Genomic DNA, 19752 nt, shown 5'->3' on the forward strand with positions numbered 1-19752 from the left:
GGTCCGGCGTTTAATCCATGAACCCTAAACTTATTCCACGCGCGCCGCGATGCGGCCATGGTGGTCGCCGATCACGCGAAGAACCAGGCAGCCGATGACCCCTCCCCGCCCTCCTCCAGGCCCCGCCTTCGCGACGCTGTGCTGCCTGCTGGCGCTAGCGGCGGCCGCCCCGACGCGGGCCCAGCTGCTGCCGTCGCCGGCGTCGGTGCTGCCGGGCTCGGGCCTGCCGCTGCCCGAGTTGCCCGAGCGCCTGCTGCGCGGGGTGGGACAGACAGTCGAGCAGCTGACTCCGGACAAGCTGGCCCCCGAGGTCCTGGCCGCCGCGCGCCTGGACCGGCTGCGGGCCCTGGTGCGGGCCCATCCGCGCGCGCTGGAACTGGACGACCAAGGCCAGCCGGTGGTGCGCGGCGAAGTCCTGGCGGTGTCGCCGGACGCCGGGGCCTTGACCCGGCTGCAGGCGGCCGGCTTCACGGTCGCCCGCCAAAGCCAGGCCGACGCCCTGGGCCTGGTGCTGGTCACCCTGACGCCGCCCAAGGGTCTGAGCGCCCGGGCGGCGGTGGCGCGGGCGCGGGAGATCGACCCCGGCGGCGACTATGATTTCAATCACCTCTACGCCGACGCCGGGGGCGGGACCTCGGCGCCGGCGGGCGACGCCGCCTCGCCGGCCGGCGGGCGCCAGGGCCGGGCCGGCCTGCTCGACGGCGGCGTCGATTCCGGCCAGGCGGCGTTCTCGGGGGTCAAGGTCCAGCAGCGCGGCTTCGCCCCGGGCGGCGCGCGGCCCAGCCCGCACGGCACCGCCACCGCCTCGCTGCTGGCGTCCGGCGGCGTCGGCGAGATCCTGGCCGCCGACGTCTATGGCCAGGGCCCGACCGGCGGATCGGCCGAAGCCATCGTCGGGGCGCTGTCCTGGATGGCCCAGGCCCGCGTGCCGGTGGTCAATATCAGCCTGGTCGGGCCGGCCAACGGGCCGCTGGGGGCGGCGGTCAAGGCGCTGGTCGCCAGGGGCTGCCTGATCGTCGCGGCGGTCGGCAATGACGGACCCGCCGCCCCGGTCCTCTATCCAGCCTCCTATCCGGGCGTGATCGCGGTGACCGGGGTCGACCGCCGCCGGCGGCTGCTGCCCGAGGCCGGCCGCGCCGCCCATGTCGACTTCGCCGCCTATGGGGCCGAGGTGCGGGTCGCCGCCCCCGGCGGGCGCACGGTCACCGCCCGCGGCACCTCCTACGCCGCTCCGGTAGTGACTGCGCGGCTGGCGCGGCTGAGCGACGCCGCCGACCCGGCCTCGGCCCGGCGGGCGACGGCCCGGCTGGCCGAAACGGCGATCGACCTGGGCGCGCCGGGCCCCGACCCGCTCTACGGCCACGGCCTGGTCGAGGCGGGGCGCTAAAAAATCTTCGCGGGTCGGGAAGAAAACCCGAGGACGGGTCGTTGGACGGGTCAGGAGGCGGACGACAGCGCCGCCCCGCAGACTTCGCACTCGATCTTTCCAGGAGAGACACCATGCGCAAGACCTCGTTCTTCATCACCGCCACCGCCGCCGCCCTGCTTCTGGCCGCGCCGATGGCCCAGGCCCAGATTCTCGGCGGTTCGGGCGGCGGCGGTCTCGGCGGCGGCCTCACTGGCGGCTTGGGCGGCGGCCTGGGCGGCCTCACCGGCGGGCTGGGCGGCCAGATGGGCGGTTCGATGGGCGGCGCCGGCCAACTGGGCGCGCCCGACCTCGGCGACGTGACCTCGCGCGCCTCTGACACCACCAGCCGGGTCCGCCAGCGGGCGACCGACGCCACCGGGCGGGTCCGCGACACCGCTGGCCGGACCACCCAGCGGGCCCGCGACGCCAGCGGCTCCGTCCAGGGCCTGGCCCAGGGCGCGGCGAGCAGCGCCAACGCCGGCGGTTCGGCCGCGGGTTCGGCGGCGGGCCAGGGCTCGGCCTCGACGGCCGGCTCGTCCCTGACCGGCGCCCTGGCGGGCAACGGCTCGGGCAATGGTTCGGCCGGCGGCCAACTCGCCGCCCCCGACGCCAGCGGCCTGACCTCGGGCATCGGCAACGCGGCCAGCAGCGGCCGCACCGCCATCGGCGCGACCCGCGACCGGGCGACCTCGGCCGCCGGCCGCGGGACCAGCGTGGCCCGCAACGCCATCGGCTCGGCCAGCGACACCGCCGGTTCGGCGAGCGCCAACGGCTCGGGCTCGGGTTCGGCGGCGGGCGAAGGTTCGGCCTCGGCGGCCGGCTCGTCCCTGACCGGCGCCCTGGCGGGCAACGGCTCGGGCAATGGCTCGGCCGGCGGCCAGCTCGCCGCGCCGAACGCCAGCGGCCTGACCTCGGGCATCGGCAACGCGGCCAACAGCGGCCGCACCGCCATCGGCGCGACCCGCGACCGGGCGACCTCGGCCGCCGGCCGCGGAACCAGCGTGGCCCGCAACGCCATCGGCTCGGCCCGCAACACCGCCGGCTCGGCCCGCGCCAACGGCTCGGGCTCGGCCGACGCCGCCGGCGGCCTGACCGGCGACGGCCTGACCGGCTCGGCCAACGGCTCGGGCTCCAGCAGCGCCTCCAGCAACAAGAGCTCGACCAGCAACAGCGGCTCGCTGGGCCTGACCGGCTCGGCCTCGCGCCACGGGGCCAGCGCCTCGACCTCGGGAACCGGCGCGGCCGACGCCAAGGTCGGCAACTAAGCCTGCCCCCTCCATCTAAGGCGGCCTTTCGGGGCCGCCTTTTCTTTGGCGGCGGCAAGGCGCAGCTGACGCCCAACGAAAAAGGGCCCGGTGTCGCCACCGGGCCCTTCCTTGTCATGGTGCTCTGGAGCTTAGCTGTCCAGGAAGCTGCGCAGCTTGCGCGAGCGGCTCGGGTGCTTGAGCTTGCGCAGGGCCTTGGCCTCGATCTGGCGGATGCGTTCGCGGGTGACCGAGAACTGCTGGCCAACCTCTTCGAGGGTGTGATCGGTGTTCATGCCGATGCCGAAGCGCATACGCAGCACGCGTTCTTCTCGCGGGGTCAGCGAGGCCAGCACGCGGGTGGTGGTTTCCCGCAGGTTGGACTGGATGGCCGCGTCGATCGGCAGGATGGCGTTCTTGTCCTCGATGAAGTCGCCCAGGTGGCTGTCTTCCTCGTCGCCGATCGGGGTTTCGAGAGAGATCGGCTCCTTGGCGATCTTCAGGACCTTGCGCACCTTCTCCAGCGGCATGGCCAGCTTTTCGGCCAGCTCTTCCGGGGTCGGCTCGCGGCCGATCTCGTGCAGCATCTGGCGGCTGGTGCGGACGATCTTGTTGATCGTCTCGATCATGTGCACCGGGATGCGGATGGTCCGGGCCTGGTCGGCGATCGAGCGGGTGATCGCCTGGCGGATCCACCAGGTGGCGTAGGTCGAGAACTTGTAGCCGCGGCGGTACTCGAACTTATCGACCGCCTTCATCAGGCCGATATTGCCTTCCTGGATCAGGTCCAGGAACTGCAGGCCGCGGTTGGTGTACTTTTTGGCGATCGAGATCACGAGACGGAGGTTGGCTTCCACCATCTCCTTCTTGGCCTGGCGGGCCTCGCGTTCGCCCTTCTGCACGGTCTGGACGATACGGCGATAGTCGTCGATCGGCACGCCGGTCTCGGTGGCCAGGGCGGCGATTTCCTGGCGGATGTCGGCGACCGAGTTGACGTCGTTCTCGACGAACTTGGTCCAGCGCACGCCCATGGCCTTGACCTGGTCGATCCAGTTCGGGTTCAGCTCCGAACCGAAATAGGCCTTGAGGAACTCGCTGCGGCTGATGCCGTAGCTGTCGGCCAGGCGCAGCAGCCGGCCTTCCAGCCCGATCAGGCGCTTGTTGATCGCATACAGCTGCTCGACCAGCGCCTCGATGCGGTTGTTGTTCAGCTTCAGCGTCTTCAGGTGCTGGATGATGGTGTTGGACAGGTTCTCATAGGCCTGGCGGTCGGCCTCGCCGAGGTCCGCGCCCTTCAGGCGGCTGCCGACCAGCTTGTCCTGCAGCTTGCGGAAGGTCTCGAACTCGCTGGCGATCGCGTCGAGGATGGCCATCACGCCTTCGCGCAGCTCGCCTTCCATGGCGCTGACCGTCGGGCCGGCGCCGTCGTCGAAATCGTCCTCGTCGTCGCCTTCGCCCTCGGCCTTGGGTTCGCCGGAGGCTTCCTCGTCGACCGGTTCGGCCGGCTCGGCGTCCTCGGCGGCCGGAGCGGCGGCGACGCCGTTGATGGCGGCGTAGGTGCCTTCCAGGTCGATGACTTCGCGCAGCAGGATGCGGCCGGTGCCCAGCTCCTCGCGCCAGACCATGATCGCCTCGAAGGTCAGGGCGCTTTCGCACAGGCCGCGGATCATGGTGTCGCGGCCGGCCTCGATGCGCTTGGCGATGGCGATCTCGCCCTCGCGCGACAGCAGCTCGACGCTGCCCATCTCGCGCAGGTACATGCGCACCGGGTCGTCGGTGCGGTCATAGGCCGCAGGCTTCTCGCTGGTGATGACCTGCTGGTTGTCCTCGCGGGCGACGACTTCGCCGCCTTCCGAGGTCTCGGCGTCTTCCTCGGCCTCGACCACGTTGACGCCCATCTCGCTCAGCATGGCGAGGGTGTCTTCGATGGCTTCGGAGGTCACTTCTTCCGACGGCAGAACCTTGTTCAGCTCGTCCATGGTGACGTAGCCGCGGGCCTTGGCCTGCTTGATGAACTTCTTGACGCCGGCATCGGTCAGGTCGAGCAGGGGGCCGTCGCCGCCGCCGGTTTCGGGCGGTTCAACTCCGTCAGTCGTCGTCGTGCTCATTCAGGTCTCCGAAACCGACGCCGCGCCGAAGGCCGGGCGCGCGCCGAGAAATGTCTAATGTTGAAAGGGCCGCTTCCGCATCACGCCCTGCCGTCCGTCCAAGGGGTCCAGGAGACCGCCGAAAAAATTCTCAAGGGAAACGCCTGACACGCGCCGAAGAGCCATGGGCTAACGCTCCGCGAGCAGGGCTCGGGCGGAGGCGTCGTCTTCGAGCATGATCATGCGTCGCCTCCCGCGAGGTTCGGCAGCCACTGGGACCTGGCGGCGGCGAGGGTGACATCCTGTTTCAAGGAGGGCGCGCGCATCAAAATGGCGGCCCGAGCGATGTCAATCAGCAGCGTGGCAAATCCTTGAGTCGCCAGATGGCGTCGCATGACGGCGGAGTCAAGATGGGAGGGAGTTGAATCCGCCTTCCGGCGAAGGCCGGGGGCCAGGTCGAACCCCCTGGCCACAGAGCGTCTGCCCAGGCGGATGGCGCGTCCGCCCCCGCCGCGCAGGATGAATCTGGACCCCGGCCTCCGCCGGGGAAACGGGAGTTTTTGCGCTTGGCGAGCCGTTCTCGCGAGGCAAAATCCAGTCATGGCCTTCTTCGTCTACATCGTCGCCAATCGCCGCAACGGTACGCTCTACATCGGTTCGACCGATGATCTCCAGCGACGCGTCTGGGAACACAGGGAGGCTGATGGTTCGCGATTCACGGCCAAATACGGCTGTAGCATCCTGGTCTGGTACGAGGTCTGCGACAGCCGTGAAGGAGCGTTGGTCCTTGAGCGGCGAATGAAGGAGTGGAAGCGAGGCTGGAAGTTGCGGGCGATCGAGGAGCGAAACCCCGAGTGGGTCGATCTCTACGCAACGCTGAACCAATAAACCCCGCCTCCCCGGCGAAGGCCGGGGTCCAGATTCATCCTGAGCCTTTGGGGTGAGTGCGCCAAGGGGCGACGCGAACCCGCTGCCGCTCGGGGTTCGATCTGGACCCCGGCCTTCGCCGGGGAGACGGAGTAATCTAGCTGATCACCACCGTCGTCGGCGCCGGTTCCCAGAACTCCAGCCCGCTGATCCGCCGCTCCAGCACCCCGATGCGCGTGCGCAGGTCGCGGACCGCCGTCAGCGTGCCGGCGGTGACCGGTTCGCGGCGCAGGGCCTCCAGGGCGCGTTCGCTGTCGCCGATCTCGACCAGGGCCTCGTAGCAGGCGGCCCACAGGGCGCGGGCGCGGTGGGCGTCGATCTTGGGGTCGAGGAAGGGCGCGCCGACCGCGGCGGCGACCCGCTCGGCCTCGGCGATCTGGCCGCCCAGGCCCTTGCGCGTCAGAATGTCGCGCAGGGGAACGTCGTCGCCGATCTCGTCGCTGAGGGCGTGGAACAGCTCGATCGCCAGCGGGGCCAGCCGGGGGTCGCCGAAACCGATCCGCTCCAGGGCCTCGTCATAGGAGCGGGCCCAGGCGGGGTGGTCGAGGGCGGCGATGGCCACGGCGGCGTGGAAGGGGTTGAGCCGCCGGCCGATCTCGGCCCGGGCCACGCCGCGGATGCCGGGGTCGGGCGGACCCCGGTCGCGGCCCTTCCACGGACCGCGCGGCGTCCACGGCCGGCCCTCGCCGGACCCGTTCGACCCGCCGCCGAACGCCGGCTTGGGGAACAGGGCGTCGAGCCGGGCGTAGAGGTCGTCGCGATAGGCCGCGGCCAGGTCCTTGTCGGCGATGGTCGCGGCGGCGGCGCGCAGGCGCTGCTTGAAGCCGGCCTTGCGCTCGGGGGTGTCCAGTGGCTCCAGGTCGCGCTCGCGGGCGAACAGCGCCTCGACGAATGAGGTCGTCTGGGTCATCTGGCTCTTCAGGGCCGCCGCGCCCTGCTCGCGCAGCACGTCGTCGGGGTCCTTGCCGCCGGTCACCATCGAGAAGCGGAAGGAGCGGCCGGGCTTGAGCAGCGGCAGGGCCCGGTCGATGGCCCGGCTGGCGGCGCGCTGGCCGGCCTTGTCGCCGTCGAAGCTGAGGGTCGGCTCGGGATGCAGGCGCCACAGCACCTCCATCTGCTCCTCGGTCATGGCCGTGCCCATCGGGGCCACGGCCGGCAGGCCGGCCCGCTGGCAGGCGATGACGTCCATATAGCCCTCGACCACCATCAGCGGCGTCGTCTCGGTGGGCGCGGCGGCCTGGGCGGCGTGCAGCAGCTTGCGGGCCTCGTAGAGGCCGTACAGCAGCCGCCCCTTGTGGAAGAGCGTGGTCTCAGGGCCATTCAGGTACTTGGCGCGGGCGGCGGGATCCATGGCCCGGCCGCCGAACGACACCACCCGGCCGCGGGTATCGGTGATCGGGAAGATGATCCGGTCGCGGAAGCGGTCATAGGGCGCGCCGCCGTCCTCGGGGGCGATCAGCAGGCCGGCCTCGACCAGTTCGGCGGGCCTGGCCCCCTTGGCGACCAGATAGTCCTTCAGCGCGGTCCGCCCAGAGGGCGAAAAGCCCAGGCGAAAGCGGCTCCACTGGTCCTCGGGCAGGGCGCGGCGGGCCAGGTAGTCGCGGGCCGCCTGGCCCACCGGGCGGCGCAGCTCGCTCTCGAACCAGGCGGCGGCCAGCTCCATCCAGTCGGTCAGGCCGGCGCGCTTCTTGTCCTCCTGGGCGGCGCGGGCGTCGGGCTCGGGCAGGGCCATGCCGGCCTCGGCCGCCAGCCGCTCCACCGCCTCGGTGAAGGTCAGCCGCTCGGTCTCCTGCAGGAAACTGATGATGTCGCCATGCTTGCCGCTGGAGAAGCAGTGATAGAAGCCCTTGTCGTCATTGACGAAGAACGACGGGCTCTTCTCCTTGGTGAACGGCGACAGCCCGGCATATTCGCGCCCCTGCCGCCGCAGCTTCACCGACTTGCCGATCACGTCGGAAGGGCGAAGGCGGGTCTTCAGCTCGTCGAGGAAATGGTCGTCGAAACGCATGGGTGCGGTAGCGGAACTTCAGGGCGCGGAACCAGACACCATGGCGATACGTCAGCACCGGCCATAGGCCTGCAGGAAAGGCGTCAACCGGGGTGGGACCAGGTGTCCCCACCTTGCCCACAGCTTTTTGGCCGCGGGTGTGGATGATCCTTCTTCGACCCGATCATGCGCCGATTCTTCAGCGGCGACCCAAGTCAGGCGTGAAGTTCGAGAGGCTCCAGTTCCGCACGCGCCCCCTCGCACCCCTCCGCCACCGCCTGCAGCAGGTCGGCGGGCCGGATCGGCTTGGGCTGCACGGCGTCGAAGCCCCGGGCGACCAGGCGCTCGGCCTCGCCGGACATGCCGTCGGCGGTCAGGGCGATGACCGGGATGTCGCGGCGTCCGCCCTCGCCGGCGCGGATGCGAGCCAGGGCCTCGACGCCGTCCATTCGCGGCATGTGGACGTCCATCAGCACCAGATCGAAGGTCTCGCCGCTCAGCCGCTCCAGGGCGTGCCGGCCGTCGTCGGCGACGTCGACGATCGCCCCGGCCGCTTCGAGGATGGCCCGGGCGACGATCTGGTTGGTGCGGTTGTCGTCGACCACCAGGATCCGGCGGCCTTCCAGCCCCTCGGCCGGCGGCGGGACGAGGGTCAGCCCGGACACCGGCGCCGGCGCAGCCGCCAGCGGCAGGGTCGCCCGGAAGGTCGAGCCGACGCCCGGCTGGCTGACCACCGAGATCTCGCCGTCCATCATTTCGACCAGATAGCGGCAGATCGACAGGCCAAGGCCCGTGCCGCCGAACCGGCGGGTGATCGAGACGTCGCCCTGCGAGAACGGCTGGAACAGCCTGGCCTGCTGGTCGGGGCTGATGCCCACCCCGGTGTCGCTGACCGCGATGGCGACGCCGCCTGCGCTGTCCGGGCCGATGGTCAGGCGCACGCCGCCCTGCTCGGTGAACTTCAGGGCGTTGGCGACCAGGTTGAGCATCACCTGGCGCACGCGCGCCGCGTCACCGATCACCCAGGCCGGAAGACCGGGGGCGATCTCCAGGGCCAGGTCCAGCCCCTTGGCGCGGGCGGTCTCCTCCCATAGTTGGTGCAGCTGGCGGCCCAGCTCGCCGAGGTCGAAGCCGGCCACGTCCAGCTCCAGCTTGCCGGCCTCGATCTTCGACAGGTCGAGAATGTCGTTGAGAATGGCCATCAGGCCGTCGCCCGACTGGACGATAGTGTCCAGATAGCCGGTCTGGCGCGGATCCAGGGCGGTCGAGCCCAGGGCGTGGGCCATGCCCATCACGCCGTTCATCGGGGTGCGCAGCTCGTGGCTCATCATCGCCAGGAAGGCCGACTTGGCGCGGCTGGCCTCCAGGGCCTGGGCCTGGGCCCGTTCGAGGGCGCGGGCGTTGTCGCGCATCAGCCGCGCGGCGTTGGTCAGATAGGCGCCCAGGCCGGTCAGGGCGACGATGGCGAAGACCAGCTCCCAGCCGCGAAAGCCGCCGAACAGGATCGGCGCCCCGACCAGGGCGATGACCGGGAACGGGGCCAGGGCGGTGAACGCCGCGCGGCTGAGGACGGCGTATTTCAGCGCCTCGATCAGCAGGCCGAACAGCACGATCAGCGCTGTGAACTTCATCGCCGGCGAGCCGTGGATCCAGGTCAGGGCGGCCATGGTCGACCATACGCCGCTGAAGGCCGCGACCGTGCTCAGGCGGGTCACGGCCGAGGCGTACTGGCCCTTGCCATGGCCGTAGCGCATCTGGTTGAACTGCAGCCAGGCTTCCAGCGCCACATTGACCGCCAGCCAGGCGCCGGCCGCGACCCAGCCGAAATTGGCCAGCAGCAGGCCGTCGATCATCAGGCTGATGACGACGCGGACCGAACGGCTGCGTCGACCCATCATCAGCAGCGCGCCTTCCAGCCCGTCGTCGAGAAACTCGCTCAGCCGCACGGCCGCTCCTTACGCCTAGAGGTTGCGACAACTTGACCCATAGAGCTCAAGAAAGCGTTGCAATTGGCGCCATTTCCCATCTCGGAGCTTGGCCTCCCGTCTCCGCGTTGTTTCGCAAGGCGCCACGACGCGCGCCCTCAGCAAAAAACACGGGAGAAGATCCATGCCCGAGAGCCGATGGAATGACCGCGAAGGGCGGTTCGAGATCGATCGCGACCGCGACTTCATCGATGAGCGCGACCGGAGCTACGCCGGCGGCTGGCCCGACGACCGCGACCGCTATGACGCCCGCCCGCCGAGCCGTCCGTACGGCCGCGGCCGGCGCGGCGGCGAATTCCTGCGGGCCCAGGCCCAGGGCGGCGATGTCGGCTATGGCCCGGCCCGCTCGGGCGCCGAGTACGGCCCCGGCCGCGCGGCCTACTCGGCCCCTGGCGACTACGGCGTGGTCGGCGACTTCGACTACGGCGCCGGCACCGACCGCTACGGCGGCTATGGCCGGCTGCAACCGCGCCATCATGACGACCGCGGGCGGCCCTACGACACCCACCGCTACGACCGCGGCGCCTATGGCGAGCGGAGCGGCTACCGCGCCGACGAGGACCGCAGCTGGGTCGACCGGGCCCGCGACGAGGTGGCGTCCTGGATGGGGGATCACGACGCCCAGGCCCGGCGCAATGTCGACGCCCGCCAGGGCGAGCATCGTGGACGAGGGCCGAAGAACTACCGCCGCTCGGACGAGCGCATCCGCGACGACGTCAACGACCGCCTGACCGAGGACAGCTGGCTGGACGCCCAGGGCATCGAGGTGACGGTCGCCAATGGCGAGGTCACCTTGACCGGCACGGTGCGGTCGCGCGAGGACAAGCGGCGGGCCGAGGTGCTGGCCGAAGGCGTCTCCGGCGTCGACAACGTGCAGAACAACCTGCGCGCGGTGCGGCCGGGAGACGAGGTCTCGGCGGCGACCGAGTCCCGGCGTGGCACGGGCGTGGGCGGGTTGATTTAGGCCGCTAGGGCCGCCGCGCGCTCGGGCAGGATGGCCTCGACGGCCAGCAGCACCACCATGGTCGTTTCGGTGGTGATCACCGCCGAGACCAGGGGCGAGGCCTCCTCGCCCAGGGCCGGCGGCGGGCTGATGGCGCTGGCCGGGACGATGAAGCTGTCGCAGACGGCGTCGACCAGCAGGCCGGCGACGTCGTCATGGTGCTCGACCACGATGATCACCTGGCGGGCGCCGTCGATCGCCGGGCCCTTGCCCAGGCGCTGCGACAGGTCGATGACCGGCATGACCTGGCCGCGCAGGTTGATCACGCCGCGCACGAAGGGCGGGGCGTCGGGAAGCGGGGTGGCGGGGGTGACGCCGCGGATCTCGCGGACCGCGCCCACCGGCACGCAATAGGTCTGGGTCCCGACCTCGAAAGACAGGATCTGCAGATCCTCGCCGGCCGCATAAGCCACGTTCCTGGACATCGCCTGATCGCCTTCGCGCCGTCCGACGCCCGTTCTGGGCGCGGTCATGGCTTCCACCTAAGCGCCAAAGGGTGAATAATTCGGACGCCGTCCCGTCGATTTCCCGGCCGTACGGCCCGGCCGGCCAACCTGACGACCGCGTTCAGCCTGCGTTCAGCCGGCGGAACCGAGGATGATCCCAAGATGGAGACGGACGCACTGGCGCCCCTCCGGCAAGGACACAGTGTCATGAACCCCAAGCTGAAGACCCAGATCGGCCGTGTCGCCGCCGGCGTCGCCGCCCTGGCCATGGTCGCCGGCGCCACCGCCGCCTCGGCCGATCCCTACCGCCATGGCGGCTATTACGGCGGCGGCTATTACGGCCGCCATCACCATGGCGACCGGGGCGACGCCGCCCTCGCCGCCGGGGTGGTCGGCCTGGCCCTGGGCGCGGCGATCGCCAGCAGCGGCAGCGACCGCCACTACCGCCGCGGCTACGACTACGGCTACTACGCCCCGCCCCCTCCCCCGCCGCGCTATTACGGCTATGGCTATGGTCCGCGCTACGGCTATGGCTACGGCCGGGTCCGCGACTGCTGGACCACCCGCGACTACGACGAGTGGAGCGGCTCGGTCTACGAACGCACCGTCTGCCGCTGAGGCGACGCCGAACATGCAAACGCCCCGGACTTGCGTCCGGGGCGTTTTTGTTTGCGCCGAGCCTGGCTTAAGCCGCCCGCAGCCGTTCCAGCACCAGCGGGTGCAGTTCCTGGTTCGTGGCCAGGATCGAGACGCCCTCGACCGGATCGCCGGCTTCCTCGATGGTCGAGACCTTGCCGCCGCTTTCGGTGACCATCAGCACGCCGGCCGCCACGTCCCAGGGCTTGAGGTTGCGTTCCCAATAGCCGTCGAACCGCCCGGCCGCGACCCAGGCCAGGTCGAGGGCCGCCGAGCCGAAGCGGCGCACGCCGGCGACCTTCTGGCTGATCTGGTGCAGTTCCTTGAGGAATTGGGCGTGGCCGGGCTTGCCCAGGAACGGCACGCCGGTGGCCAGCACGCTCTCGTCCAGGTGCCGGCGGGCCGCGACGCGCAGGCGCTTCTCGGCGCCCAGATAGGCGCCCTTGCCCTTTTCGACCCAGAACAGGTCGTTGGTGATCGGATTGTAGGTGACGCCGGCCACCACCTCGCCCTCGCGCTGCAGGGCGATATTGACCGCGAAGTGCGGGATGCCGTGCAGGAAATTGGTGGTGCCGTCCAGCGGGTCGACGATCCAGGTGTGGGTCTTGTCGGTGCCCTCGATCATGCCGCGCTCCTCGCCGAGGAAGCCGTAGCCGGGGCGAGCCTTTTCCAGGATCTCGAAGATCACCTGCTCGGCCTTCTGGTCGGCGGCGGTGACGAAGTCGGCGGGACCCTTCTTGGACACCTGCAGCTCGGTGACCTCGCCGAAGTCGCGGGCCAGGCCGCGCGCGGCCTTGCGGGCGGCGTCGATCATCACGTTCAGGAGGGCGGAAGCGGTGGCCAATCTGGGTGTCCTTCAAGGGTCCCCCTACGCAGCGTCGCTTTCCTCGTGAAAGGGGGCGACGGCGGGGGATAGGCGTGCGGGCGGATAGAAAGATCGGGAAAGCGGGCGCGATACCTAGACGCGGAGGCCGGTGAACGCAAGGCGAGGGGGGTCGCCACATTCCAGACCGTCATCCTCGGACTTGTTCCGAGGACCCCTGTTTCAGCCTCGTCGCGGGTTCAGAACGTCCACGGCGAGAGATGCGCCCCTTTCGGCCAGCCCATCTCGGCGGCGCAAGGGGTCCTCGGAACAAGTCCGAGGATGACGGCGGTGGGGATCGATTTTTGCACTCCATGTCACATCCACGTCTTCCAGCTCGTCCTGTCTTCGAACACGGAGATCACGACCGATGCGTTGGGCGAAATGGATCCTGCCGGCGATCCTTGGCCTGCTGGTGGTGCGATCGTGCGTTCGGCGCCAGAAGAGGACGGCATGAGCGAACGGGATTCCATCTTCGAGGAACGGCGCGGGGCGATGACCGGGCTGGCCTATCGCATGCTCGGCTCGCGGGCCGACGCCGAGGACGTGGTGCAGGACGCCTGGCTGCGCTGGCGCGGGGTGGAGGCCGGCGAGGTCAGCAATCCGGCCGGCTTCCTCAACCGCGTCGTCACCCGCCTGTGCCTGGACCGGCTGAAGTCGGCCCGGGCCCGGCGCGAGGTCTATGTCGGCGAATGGCTGCCCGAACCGGTGGTCGACGAGGACCACCAGGACCTGGGCGAGGACCTGTCGGTGGCCTTCCTGCTGGCCCTGGAGCGGCTGACCCCCCTGGAGCGGGCCGCCTTCCTGCTGCACGACGTGTTCGACGCCCCGTTCGCCGAGGTCGCCAAGACCCTGGGCCGCAGCGAGGCGGCCTGCCGCCAGCTGGCCGCCCGGGCTCGCGAGCACGTCAAGGCCGGCAAGCCCCGCTATCGTCCCAGCGCCGAGGAGGAGCAGCGCCTGACCAGCGCCTTCCTGGCCGCGGCCCTGGGCGGCGACGAGCGCGTGCTGCGCGACATCCTGGCCCAGGACGTGGTGATGCACGCCGACGGCGGCGGCGTGGCCAAGGCGACCATCAACCCGGTGTTCGGCCTGGAGAAGGCGGTCCGCCTGCTGATGGGCATCAAGAAGAAGTTCCCCGCCCCTGACGACACCGTCGCCCGCCTGGCCCGCATCAACGGCGCGCCCGGCATCGTCCTGTCGCACGCCGGCGTGGTGTTCCAGACCATGGGCCTGGAGATCGCCGACGGCCGCATCGTCGCGGTCTATACCATCCGCAATCCGGACAAGCTGGCGCGGTTGAACAGCTGAGGCGCGGAGTCTTAACCCCCTCCGGGAGAGGGTTCCACATCCGCCACCGGCGTCCAGAGCACCTGGTCGATCCGCGAGGCCCCCGCCGCCAGCATCACCAACCGGTCGAAGCCCAGGGCTGAGCCGGAAGCTTGCGGCATGATCTCCAGGGCCGCCAGGAAGTCCTCGTCCAGCGGGTAGCGCTCGCCATAGACCCGGGCCTTCTCGTCCATCTCGGCCTCGAAGCGGCGGCGCTGTTCGGCCGGGTCGGTCAGTTCGCCGAAGGCGTTGGCCAGTTCGACGCCGCAGGCATAGAGCTCAAAGCGTTCGGCCACCCGCGGATCGCCGGGCTTGGGCCGGGCCAGGGCCGCCTCGGCGACCGGATATTCGCAGAGGATCGTCGCCCGGCCGATCCCCAGGTTCGGTTCGACCTTCTCGACGATCACCCGGCTGAACACGTCGGCCCAGGTGTCGTCGTCGGCGACGCGGACTCCGGCGGCGCGCGCCGCGGCCGCCAGGGCGTCGCGGTCGGTCGTCCCGTCGTCGGCGATCGAGGCCAGCAGGTCGACGCTGGCGTGGCGGTCGAAGGCCTGCGCCACCGTCACCCGCTCGGGCGCGGCGAACGGATCGCAGGCGAAGCCGCGAAAGCGAAAGGCCCGCGTTCCGGCCGTTTCCGCGGCCAGGGCCAGCAGGGCCGCGCAGTCGTCCATCAGGGCCTGGTAGGGCGCGCCGACCCGGTACCATTCCAGCATGGTGAACTCCGGATGGTGCAGCGCCCCGCGCTCGCGGTTGCGCCAGACCTTGCCGAAATCGAAGATCCGCCGCTCGCCCGCCGCCAGCAGTTTCTTGCAGGAGAACTCGGGCGAGGTGTGCAGGTAGAGCGGGGCGCTTTCCCCCGACAGGGTCAGGGCGGCGGTCTCAAAGGCGTGCAGATGGGCCTCGTTGCCGGGCGAGACCTGTAGCGCCGCGGTCTCGACCTCCAGGAAGTCCTGGGCTTCGAACCAGGCGCGGAACGCGGCCTTGATCCGGTTGCGGACCAGCAGGAACGGCCGCCGGTCGGCGTGGTTTTCGGGCCGCCACCAGGGCGAGGCGGAAGGGGTGGGCACGCGAAAACACCTCGGATGACTGGCGATCCTGGCGAGGATCGCTATAGGAGGGCGATATCCAACGCAAATTCGCGCGGCCCCGGGCCGCCGCGGGATCTAAGGACGCACTACTTGACCAAAGTCGCCGCCAGCTCGCTGAGGAAGGGTTCCGTCGTCGATATGGACGGCAAGCTCTACGTGGTCCTCAACGCCGAGAACATCCACCCCGGCAAGGGCACGCCGGTCACCCAGCTGAACATGCGCCGCATCTCGGACGGGGTGAAGGTGTCGGAACGCTACCGCACGACCGAGCAGGTCGAGCGCGCCTTCGTCGACCAGCGCGACCACACCTTCCTGTACCAGGACGGCGAGGGCTATCACTTCATGAACCCCGAGAGCTACGATCAGCTGGTCGCCCCCGAGGACGTGGTCGGCGATCTGGGCGCCTATCTGCAGGAGGGCATGACCGTCCAGCTGTCGACCCACAACGACGTGCCGATCGCCCTGGAGCTGCCGCGCACCGTGGTCCTGGAAATCGTCGAGACCGAGCCCTCGGTGAAGGGCCAGACCGCCTCGTCGTCCTACAAGCCGGCGATCCTCAGCAACGGCGTGCGCACCATGGTGCCGCCCTACATCGCCTCGGGCACCCGGGTGATCATCCTGACCGAAGACGGCTCGTACCAGGAACGGGCGAAGGACTAATACCAAGCGCCCTGGAGTTCGACTCCTCGCGCTTCTCTTTTCATCGTCATCCCGGGCCTTGTGCCCGGGACCCCTCTGTCCGCCGCAAGTGCAGGGGTGTGGCGCGCTGGCGCGCCATTTCGCTTCACCGTCAGCTGAACCAGGGGTCCCGGGCACAAGGCCCGGGATGACGAGCTGTTGGGGGCGAGAACGGTCGGAATCAAAGGCCGTTGGTATAAGACTTTGCACCCTTTCTCCCTTGCGGGGGAAGGGAGAGGCAGCTCACCACCGCAGCGCCCAGCGCCCGATGAGCGCGCCGAGCGCGCCGGTTCCCAGCACGCCGAGCGTGTACCAGATCCCCACGAACACCATGGTGCTCTCGCCGCAGTGCAGGCCGTAGACCGTGGCCGCCACCCCGCCGGCGAAGGCCCCGGCCGCGAAGCCGGTCAGGGTCGGGCGGGTCGGGGCCATGCCGCGCAGCACCAGCAGCGTCGCCGCCAGGCCGGGCAGGGCCAGGGCCAGGATGTTGCGGGCGCAGACCGTCCACGAGCCGCCGCGCATCATCCGCATCCGGCTGTCGGGGTCGGCGGCCAGCCATTGGCCAAGGCCCAGGCCGACGAACGCCGCCAGCACCACGGCCCCGAACAGCAGGGCCTTCCGCGGAACCCCCTCAGGCCGGGCCAGGCGCTCCAGCGCCCAGAAGCCGGCCAGGCCGAGCAGGGCGGTATAGGTCGCCTTCATCCAGAACATCCGGCCGGTCACGGCCTGGGCCAGGTCGTCCCGCGTCCCCAGCCAGGACAGCACCAGCACCAGGGCCGCCAGGGCCCCGGCCACGGCGACGCCGGCGAAGCGGCGCGGCACGGCCCCGGCCCGGATCGGACGCGGGGCGGTCGCCAGCTGATCGATCAGCTCATCCGTCCGCACGACCGCGCATCCTTTCGCTGAGGGATTTCAGGGCCCGGTGCAGGGCGACCTTGGCCGCGCCCTCCGACACGCCCGCCCGGCCGCCCGCCTCGGCCAGGCTGAGGCCCTCGATCTTGACGTCGCGCACCAGGATTCGCTGGCGCTCCGGCAAGGTCTCGAGGGCGCGGTCCAGGTCCATGGCCGAGCCGGGCTCGGGGGCGTAGGCGGCCAGCACCTCGACATAGTCGTCGATCGGCACGGTGGCGCGCACCTTGCGGCGGCGCCAGTGGTCGATCAGCTTGTAGCGCGCCAGGGCGAAGGCCCAGGGGGTGAACGGCTGGGCGCGATCATAGGTCGCGCGCCGCGTATGCACCGCCATCAGGGTCTCTTGCACCAGGTCCTCCACATCGCCAGGGGCGTCGCGCATGCGGCGCTCGAAATAGGCGCGGAGCCGGCCGCCCAGTTGCGACAGCAGCAGCCGATAGGCCGGGGCGTCGCCGTCCAGGCCCAGCAGCATCAGCGCCTTCAGGCGGGCTTCGGTTTCCGTCACGCCTCCTCCTTGTTCGCGCGAGACGGTGCGATGGTTACACGGCGTCGCGGAAGGCGGAAACCAGTGGTTTGGCGGGCTCGGTGAATTTTGTTCGCCGAAGGGTGTAACCTTGCCCCCGCCTCGCCCGTACCTGACCTTGACCGCGCAGAAACGGGCCGACGATCGGCGCCGGGCCGGTCGAGATGCTCTTAGAGAAGGAAACGCACCATGAGCCGCACCCCCGCTTTCGCCCTCGCCGCCGTGTTCGCCCTCAGCGCCGGCGCCGCCATGGCCCAGAGCGACATGAAGCCCGCCAAGGTCGAGATGGAAAAGTGCTACGGCGTCGCCAAGGCCGGCCACAACGACTGCAAGGCCGGCGCCGGCACCAGCTGCGCGGGCACCTCCAAGGCCGACTACCAGGGCAACAGCTGGAAGAACGTGCCCAAGGGCACCTGCACCAGCATCAAGACCCCGACCGGCATGGGCTCGCTGACGCCGAAGGCCTAGGCCGAATGCGCCGTCCGGGACACCCCCGCCCCGGACGGCGCATCCCCCTCTTCCGTCTCTCCGGCGAAGGCCGGGCAAACGGAGGGAGGCGATCATGACCTGCGAGATTTCCATGTCCCCCACCGCCGGCCTCGGCCTGAAATCGCAGCACTACGCCGAGGCGCTCGACGCCGCGGCCGAGGGGCTGTGGTTCGAGGTCCATCCCGAGAACTACATGGCCGCCGGCGGGCCGCGGCTGCGCTGGCTGGAGGCGATCCGCGCCCGGCGGCCGCTGTCGCTGCATGGGGTGGGCCTGTCCCTGGCCGCCGACGCCGATCCGGACCCAGGCCACCTGGCCGCCCTCAAGGCCCTGGCCGACCGGTTCGCGCCGTTCGTGGTCTCCGAGCACCTGGCCTGGAGCGCCCATCGCGGCGTCCACCAACCCGACCTGCTGCCGTTCCCGCGCACCCGCGCCGCTCTTGAGCGCATCGCCGGCAATATCGGCCGCACGCAGGACGTCCTGGGACGGAGGATCCTGATCGAGAACCCGTCTCTGTACCTGCCCCTGACCGGCCACGACTTCGACGAGACCGACTTCCTGGTCGAACTGACCCGCCGCACCGGCTGCGGCCTGCTGGTCGACGTCAACAACGTCTTCGTCGGCGCCAGCAACCTGGGCTATGCGGCCGAGGCCTATCTCGACGCCCTGCCGGCCGAGGCGATCGGCGAGATCCACCTGGCCGGCCACGGCGCCGATGAAGGCGGCTCGGCCCTGCTGATCGACACCCATGCGGCCCCGGTGGCCGAGGCCGTCTGGGCGCTGTACCGTCGACTGGTCCGCCGCATCGGCGCCCGCCCGACCCTGATCGAGCGCGACGACGACATTCCGGCCTTCGCGGTGCTGATGGCCGAGCGCAACCGGGCCCATGCCGAGCTGCTGGACCTGGAGCCGGTCGATGCCTGAGCTGCAGGCCTTCCAGGACGCCTTTGTTTCGGCCCTGGCCGAGCGAACCGCCACGCCCATCGCCGCCTGGTTGCCCGAGGGCGAGGCCGAGCCCGCCGGCCTTTCCATCTATCGCAACACCATCGCCAAGGGCTGCGTCGACGCCCTGGCCGCCAATTTCCCCACCGTCGCCAGCCTGGTCGGCGAGGATTGGTTCCGGGCCGCCGCCGCCCTGTTCGCCCGCCAGCATCCGCCCCGCGGCGCCGCCCTGCTGGCCTATGGCGAGGGCTTCGCCGACTGGCTCGCGCGCTTCCCGCCGGCCGCCGACCTGCCCTATCTGCCGGCCATGGCCCGGCTGGACCGCCTGTGGACCACCGCCCTGTTCGCGCCGGAGGCCGAGCCGCTGGCCGCCGAGGCCTTCGCGCTGGACCCCGAGGTCCTGGCCGGCGCGCGGGCGACCCTGCATCCCAGCCTGGCCTTCGCCGGCTTCGACAGCGGCCTGCCCGGCCTGTGGCTGGCCGCCCGCCAGCCCGATCCGGCCGAAATGATGCTGTCGCCGGAGCCGCAGGGAATCCTGATCGTCCGCCCGGCCGACACGGTCCATAGCCGCGTGCTCGACGCCGCGGGCCTGGCCTTCCTGACCGCCGCCCGCGACGACGCGACCCTGGGCGAGGCGATCACCGCCGCCGCCCAGGCCGACCCCCATGCCGACCTCGCCAGCCTGTTCGCCGCCCTGATCGCCGACGGCGCGTTCAGCGGCCTCGACCTTGGAGATGACCGATGACCCCCGCCCTGACCCCGGCCCCGGCCGTCCATCCGTTGACGCGACCGTTCGACCTGCTGGCCGGCGTCGCCCGCAAGGCCCTGCCCGACGACCTGCTGGCCCTGGTCGCCCGCCTCGGCATCGCCTCGGTGTTCTTCCTGTCGGGACGGACCAAGGTCGACGGCCTGCTGCACATCACCGACAGCACCTATTCGCTGTTCGCCGACGAATACGCCCTGCCGCTGATCCCGTCGGACGTCGCCGCCCACCTGGCGACCTATAGCGAGCACCTGTTCTCGATCCTGCTGGTGCTGGGCCTGTTCACCCGGCTCTCCGCCCTCGTCTTCCTGGGCATGACCCTGGTGATCGAGGTGTTCGTCTATCCCGACGCCTGGAGCACCCACCTGTCCTGGGCCGCCATCCTGCTGCTGCTGATCGCCAAGGGCGGCGGGCGGTTCAGCCTGGACCGGGTGGTTGGGATCAAGTAGTC

At 70.6% G+C, this 19752-nt stretch carries 19 protein-coding genes; 11 read left to right on the forward strand and 8 right to left on the reverse strand.

Features of this window, described 5'->3' with window-relative positions; genetic code table 11:
- Nucleotides 1–94 precede the first annotated feature (94 nt).
- Together ACIPQB_RS18710 and ACIPQB_RS18715 are read left to right on the forward strand one after the other, a co-directional pair.
- Complete coding sequence (locus ACIPQB_RS18710; RefSeq protein ID WP_446486766.1) at nucleotides 95–1387, forward strand: S8 family serine peptidase; 1293 nt, start codon at nucleotides 95–97, stop codon at nucleotides 1385–1387.
- A gap of 113 nt (nucleotides 1388–1500) precedes the next feature.
- Nucleotides 1501–2673 (forward strand): hypothetical protein, encoded by a 1173-nt coding sequence (locus ACIPQB_RS18715; RefSeq protein ID WP_446486767.1) that lies wholly within the window; start codon nucleotides 1501–1503, stop codon nucleotides 2671–2673.
- 131 nt (nucleotides 2674–2804) lie between these two features.
- Here the strand turns inward: ACIPQB_RS18715 and rpoD are convergent, their stop codons facing one another.
- On the reverse strand, nucleotides 2805–4760 hold the full coding sequence (gene rpoD, locus ACIPQB_RS18720) for an RNA polymerase sigma factor RpoD (RefSeq protein WP_446486768.1): 1956 nt from the start codon (nucleotides 4758–4760) through the stop codon (nucleotides 2805–2807).
- A 579-nt stretch (nucleotides 4761–5339) separates the two neighbouring features.
- Between rpoD and ACIPQB_RS18725 the strand changes: the two genes are divergently transcribed.
- Nucleotides 5340–5627: a GIY-YIG nuclease family protein gene (locus tag ACIPQB_RS18725; protein WP_446486769.1), complete on the forward strand. Its 288-nt coding sequence runs from the start codon at nucleotides 5340–5342 to the stop codon at nucleotides 5625–5627.
- A 136-nt stretch (nucleotides 5628–5763) separates the two neighbouring features.
- Here the strand turns inward: ACIPQB_RS18725 and dnaG are convergent, their stop codons facing one another.
- Nucleotides 5764–7674, reverse strand: a complete 1911-nt coding sequence (gene dnaG / locus ACIPQB_RS18730; protein ID WP_446486770.1) for a DNA primase — start codon at nucleotides 7672–7674, stop codon at nucleotides 5764–5766.
- Nucleotides 7675–7868: 194 nt separating this feature from the next.
- Nucleotides 7869–9599: an ATP-binding protein gene (locus ACIPQB_RS18735; RefSeq protein WP_446486771.1), complete on the reverse strand. Its 1731-nt coding sequence runs from the start codon at nucleotides 9597–9599 to the stop codon at nucleotides 7869–7871.
- A 163-nt stretch (nucleotides 9600–9762) separates the two neighbouring features.
- Between ACIPQB_RS18735 and ACIPQB_RS18740 the strand changes: the two genes are divergently transcribed.
- The gene (locus ACIPQB_RS18740; RefSeq protein ID WP_446486772.1) at nucleotides 9763–10602 is read left to right on the forward strand and encodes a BON domain-containing protein; all 840 of its coding nucleotides are present in this window, start codon (nucleotides 9763–9765) and stop codon (nucleotides 10600–10602) included.
- Here ACIPQB_RS18740 and ACIPQB_RS18745 read toward each other — a convergent pair.
- The gene (locus ACIPQB_RS18745) at nucleotides 10599–11066 is read right to left on the reverse strand and encodes a chemotaxis protein CheW (protein ID WP_446486822.1); all 468 of its coding nucleotides are present in this window, start codon (nucleotides 11064–11066) and stop codon (nucleotides 10599–10601) included. The genes ACIPQB_RS18740 and ACIPQB_RS18745 overlap by 4 nt on opposite strands.
- 228 nt (nucleotides 11067–11294) lie before the next feature.
- Between ACIPQB_RS18745 and ACIPQB_RS18750 the strand changes: the two genes are divergently transcribed.
- Entirely contained in the window at nucleotides 11295–11705 is a 411-nt protein-coding gene (locus ACIPQB_RS18750) for a hypothetical protein (RefSeq protein WP_446486773.1), read from the forward strand.
- A gap of 67 nt (nucleotides 11706–11772) precedes the next feature.
- Here the strand turns inward: ACIPQB_RS18750 and ACIPQB_RS18755 are convergent, their stop codons facing one another.
- Entirely contained in the window at nucleotides 11773–12567 is a 795-nt protein-coding gene (locus tag ACIPQB_RS18755; protein WP_446486774.1) for an inositol monophosphatase family protein, read from the reverse strand.
- A gap of 471 nt (nucleotides 12568–13038) precedes the next feature.
- Between ACIPQB_RS18755 and ACIPQB_RS18760 the strand changes: the two genes are divergently transcribed.
- A complete protein-coding gene (locus ACIPQB_RS18760) occupies nucleotides 13039–13893 on the forward strand; it encodes a sigma-70 family RNA polymerase sigma factor (RefSeq protein WP_446486775.1) in 855 nt (284 codons plus the stop codon).
- An 11-nt stretch (nucleotides 13894–13904) separates the two neighbouring features.
- Here ACIPQB_RS18760 and epmA read toward each other — a convergent pair whose 3' ends face one another.
- A complete protein-coding gene (gene epmA, locus ACIPQB_RS18765) occupies nucleotides 13905–14978 on the reverse strand; it encodes an EF-P lysine aminoacylase EpmA (RefSeq protein ID WP_446486776.1) in 1074 nt (357 codons plus the stop codon).
- 111 nt (nucleotides 14979–15089) lie between these two features.
- Here epmA and efp point away from each other — a divergent pair, with 111 nt between their 5' ends.
- Nucleotides 15090–15659: an elongation factor P gene (efp, locus tag ACIPQB_RS18770; protein WP_446486777.1), complete on the forward strand. Its 570-nt coding sequence runs from the start codon at nucleotides 15090–15092 to the stop codon at nucleotides 15657–15659.
- A 261-nt stretch (nucleotides 15660–15920) separates the two neighbouring features.
- On the opposite strand, the gene ACIPQB_RS18775 is transcribed toward efp, so the two are convergent.
- The gene (locus ACIPQB_RS18775; RefSeq protein WP_446486778.1) at nucleotides 15921–16562 is read right to left on the reverse strand and encodes an NrsF family protein; all 642 of its coding nucleotides are present in this window, start codon (nucleotides 16560–16562) and stop codon (nucleotides 15921–15923) included.
- The gene (locus ACIPQB_RS18780) at nucleotides 16549–17091 is read right to left on the reverse strand and encodes a sigma-70 family RNA polymerase sigma factor (protein WP_446486779.1); all 543 of its coding nucleotides are present in this window, start codon (nucleotides 17089–17091) and stop codon (nucleotides 16549–16551) included. Before ACIPQB_RS18780 ends, ACIPQB_RS18775 begins: the two co-directional genes overlap by 14 nt.
- Nucleotides 17092–17298: 207 nt before the next feature.
- On the opposite strand from ACIPQB_RS18780, the gene ACIPQB_RS18785 reads away from it, so the two are divergent.
- The 4 genes from ACIPQB_RS18785 to ACIPQB_RS18800 all read left to right on the forward strand — a co-directional run bounded on the left by ACIPQB_RS18785 (nucleotide 17299) and on the right by ACIPQB_RS18800 (nucleotide 19750).
- Complete coding sequence (locus tag ACIPQB_RS18785; protein ID WP_446486780.1) at nucleotides 17299–17577, forward strand: BufA1 family periplasmic bufferin-type metallophore; 279 nt, start codon at nucleotides 17299–17301, stop codon at nucleotides 17575–17577.
- Nucleotides 17578–17689: 112 nt separating this feature from the next.
- On the forward strand, nucleotides 17690–18520 hold the full coding sequence (gene bufB, locus ACIPQB_RS18790; protein WP_446486781.1) for an MNIO family bufferin maturase: 831 nt from the start codon (nucleotides 17690–17692) through the stop codon (nucleotides 18518–18520).
- A complete protein-coding gene (locus ACIPQB_RS18795) occupies nucleotides 18513–19283 on the forward strand; it encodes an HvfC/BufC family peptide modification chaperone (RefSeq protein WP_446486782.1) in 771 nt (256 codons plus the stop codon). Before bufB ends, ACIPQB_RS18795 begins: the two co-directional genes overlap by 8 nt.
- The gene (locus ACIPQB_RS18800) at nucleotides 19280–19750 is read left to right on the forward strand and encodes a DoxX family protein (protein ID WP_446486783.1); all 471 of its coding nucleotides are present in this window, start codon (nucleotides 19280–19282) and stop codon (nucleotides 19748–19750) included. Before ACIPQB_RS18795 ends, ACIPQB_RS18800 begins: the two co-directional genes overlap by 4 nt.
- Nucleotides 19751–19752 lie beyond the last annotated feature (2 nt).

The organism is Caulobacter sp. LARHSG274 (assembly GCF_052871235.1).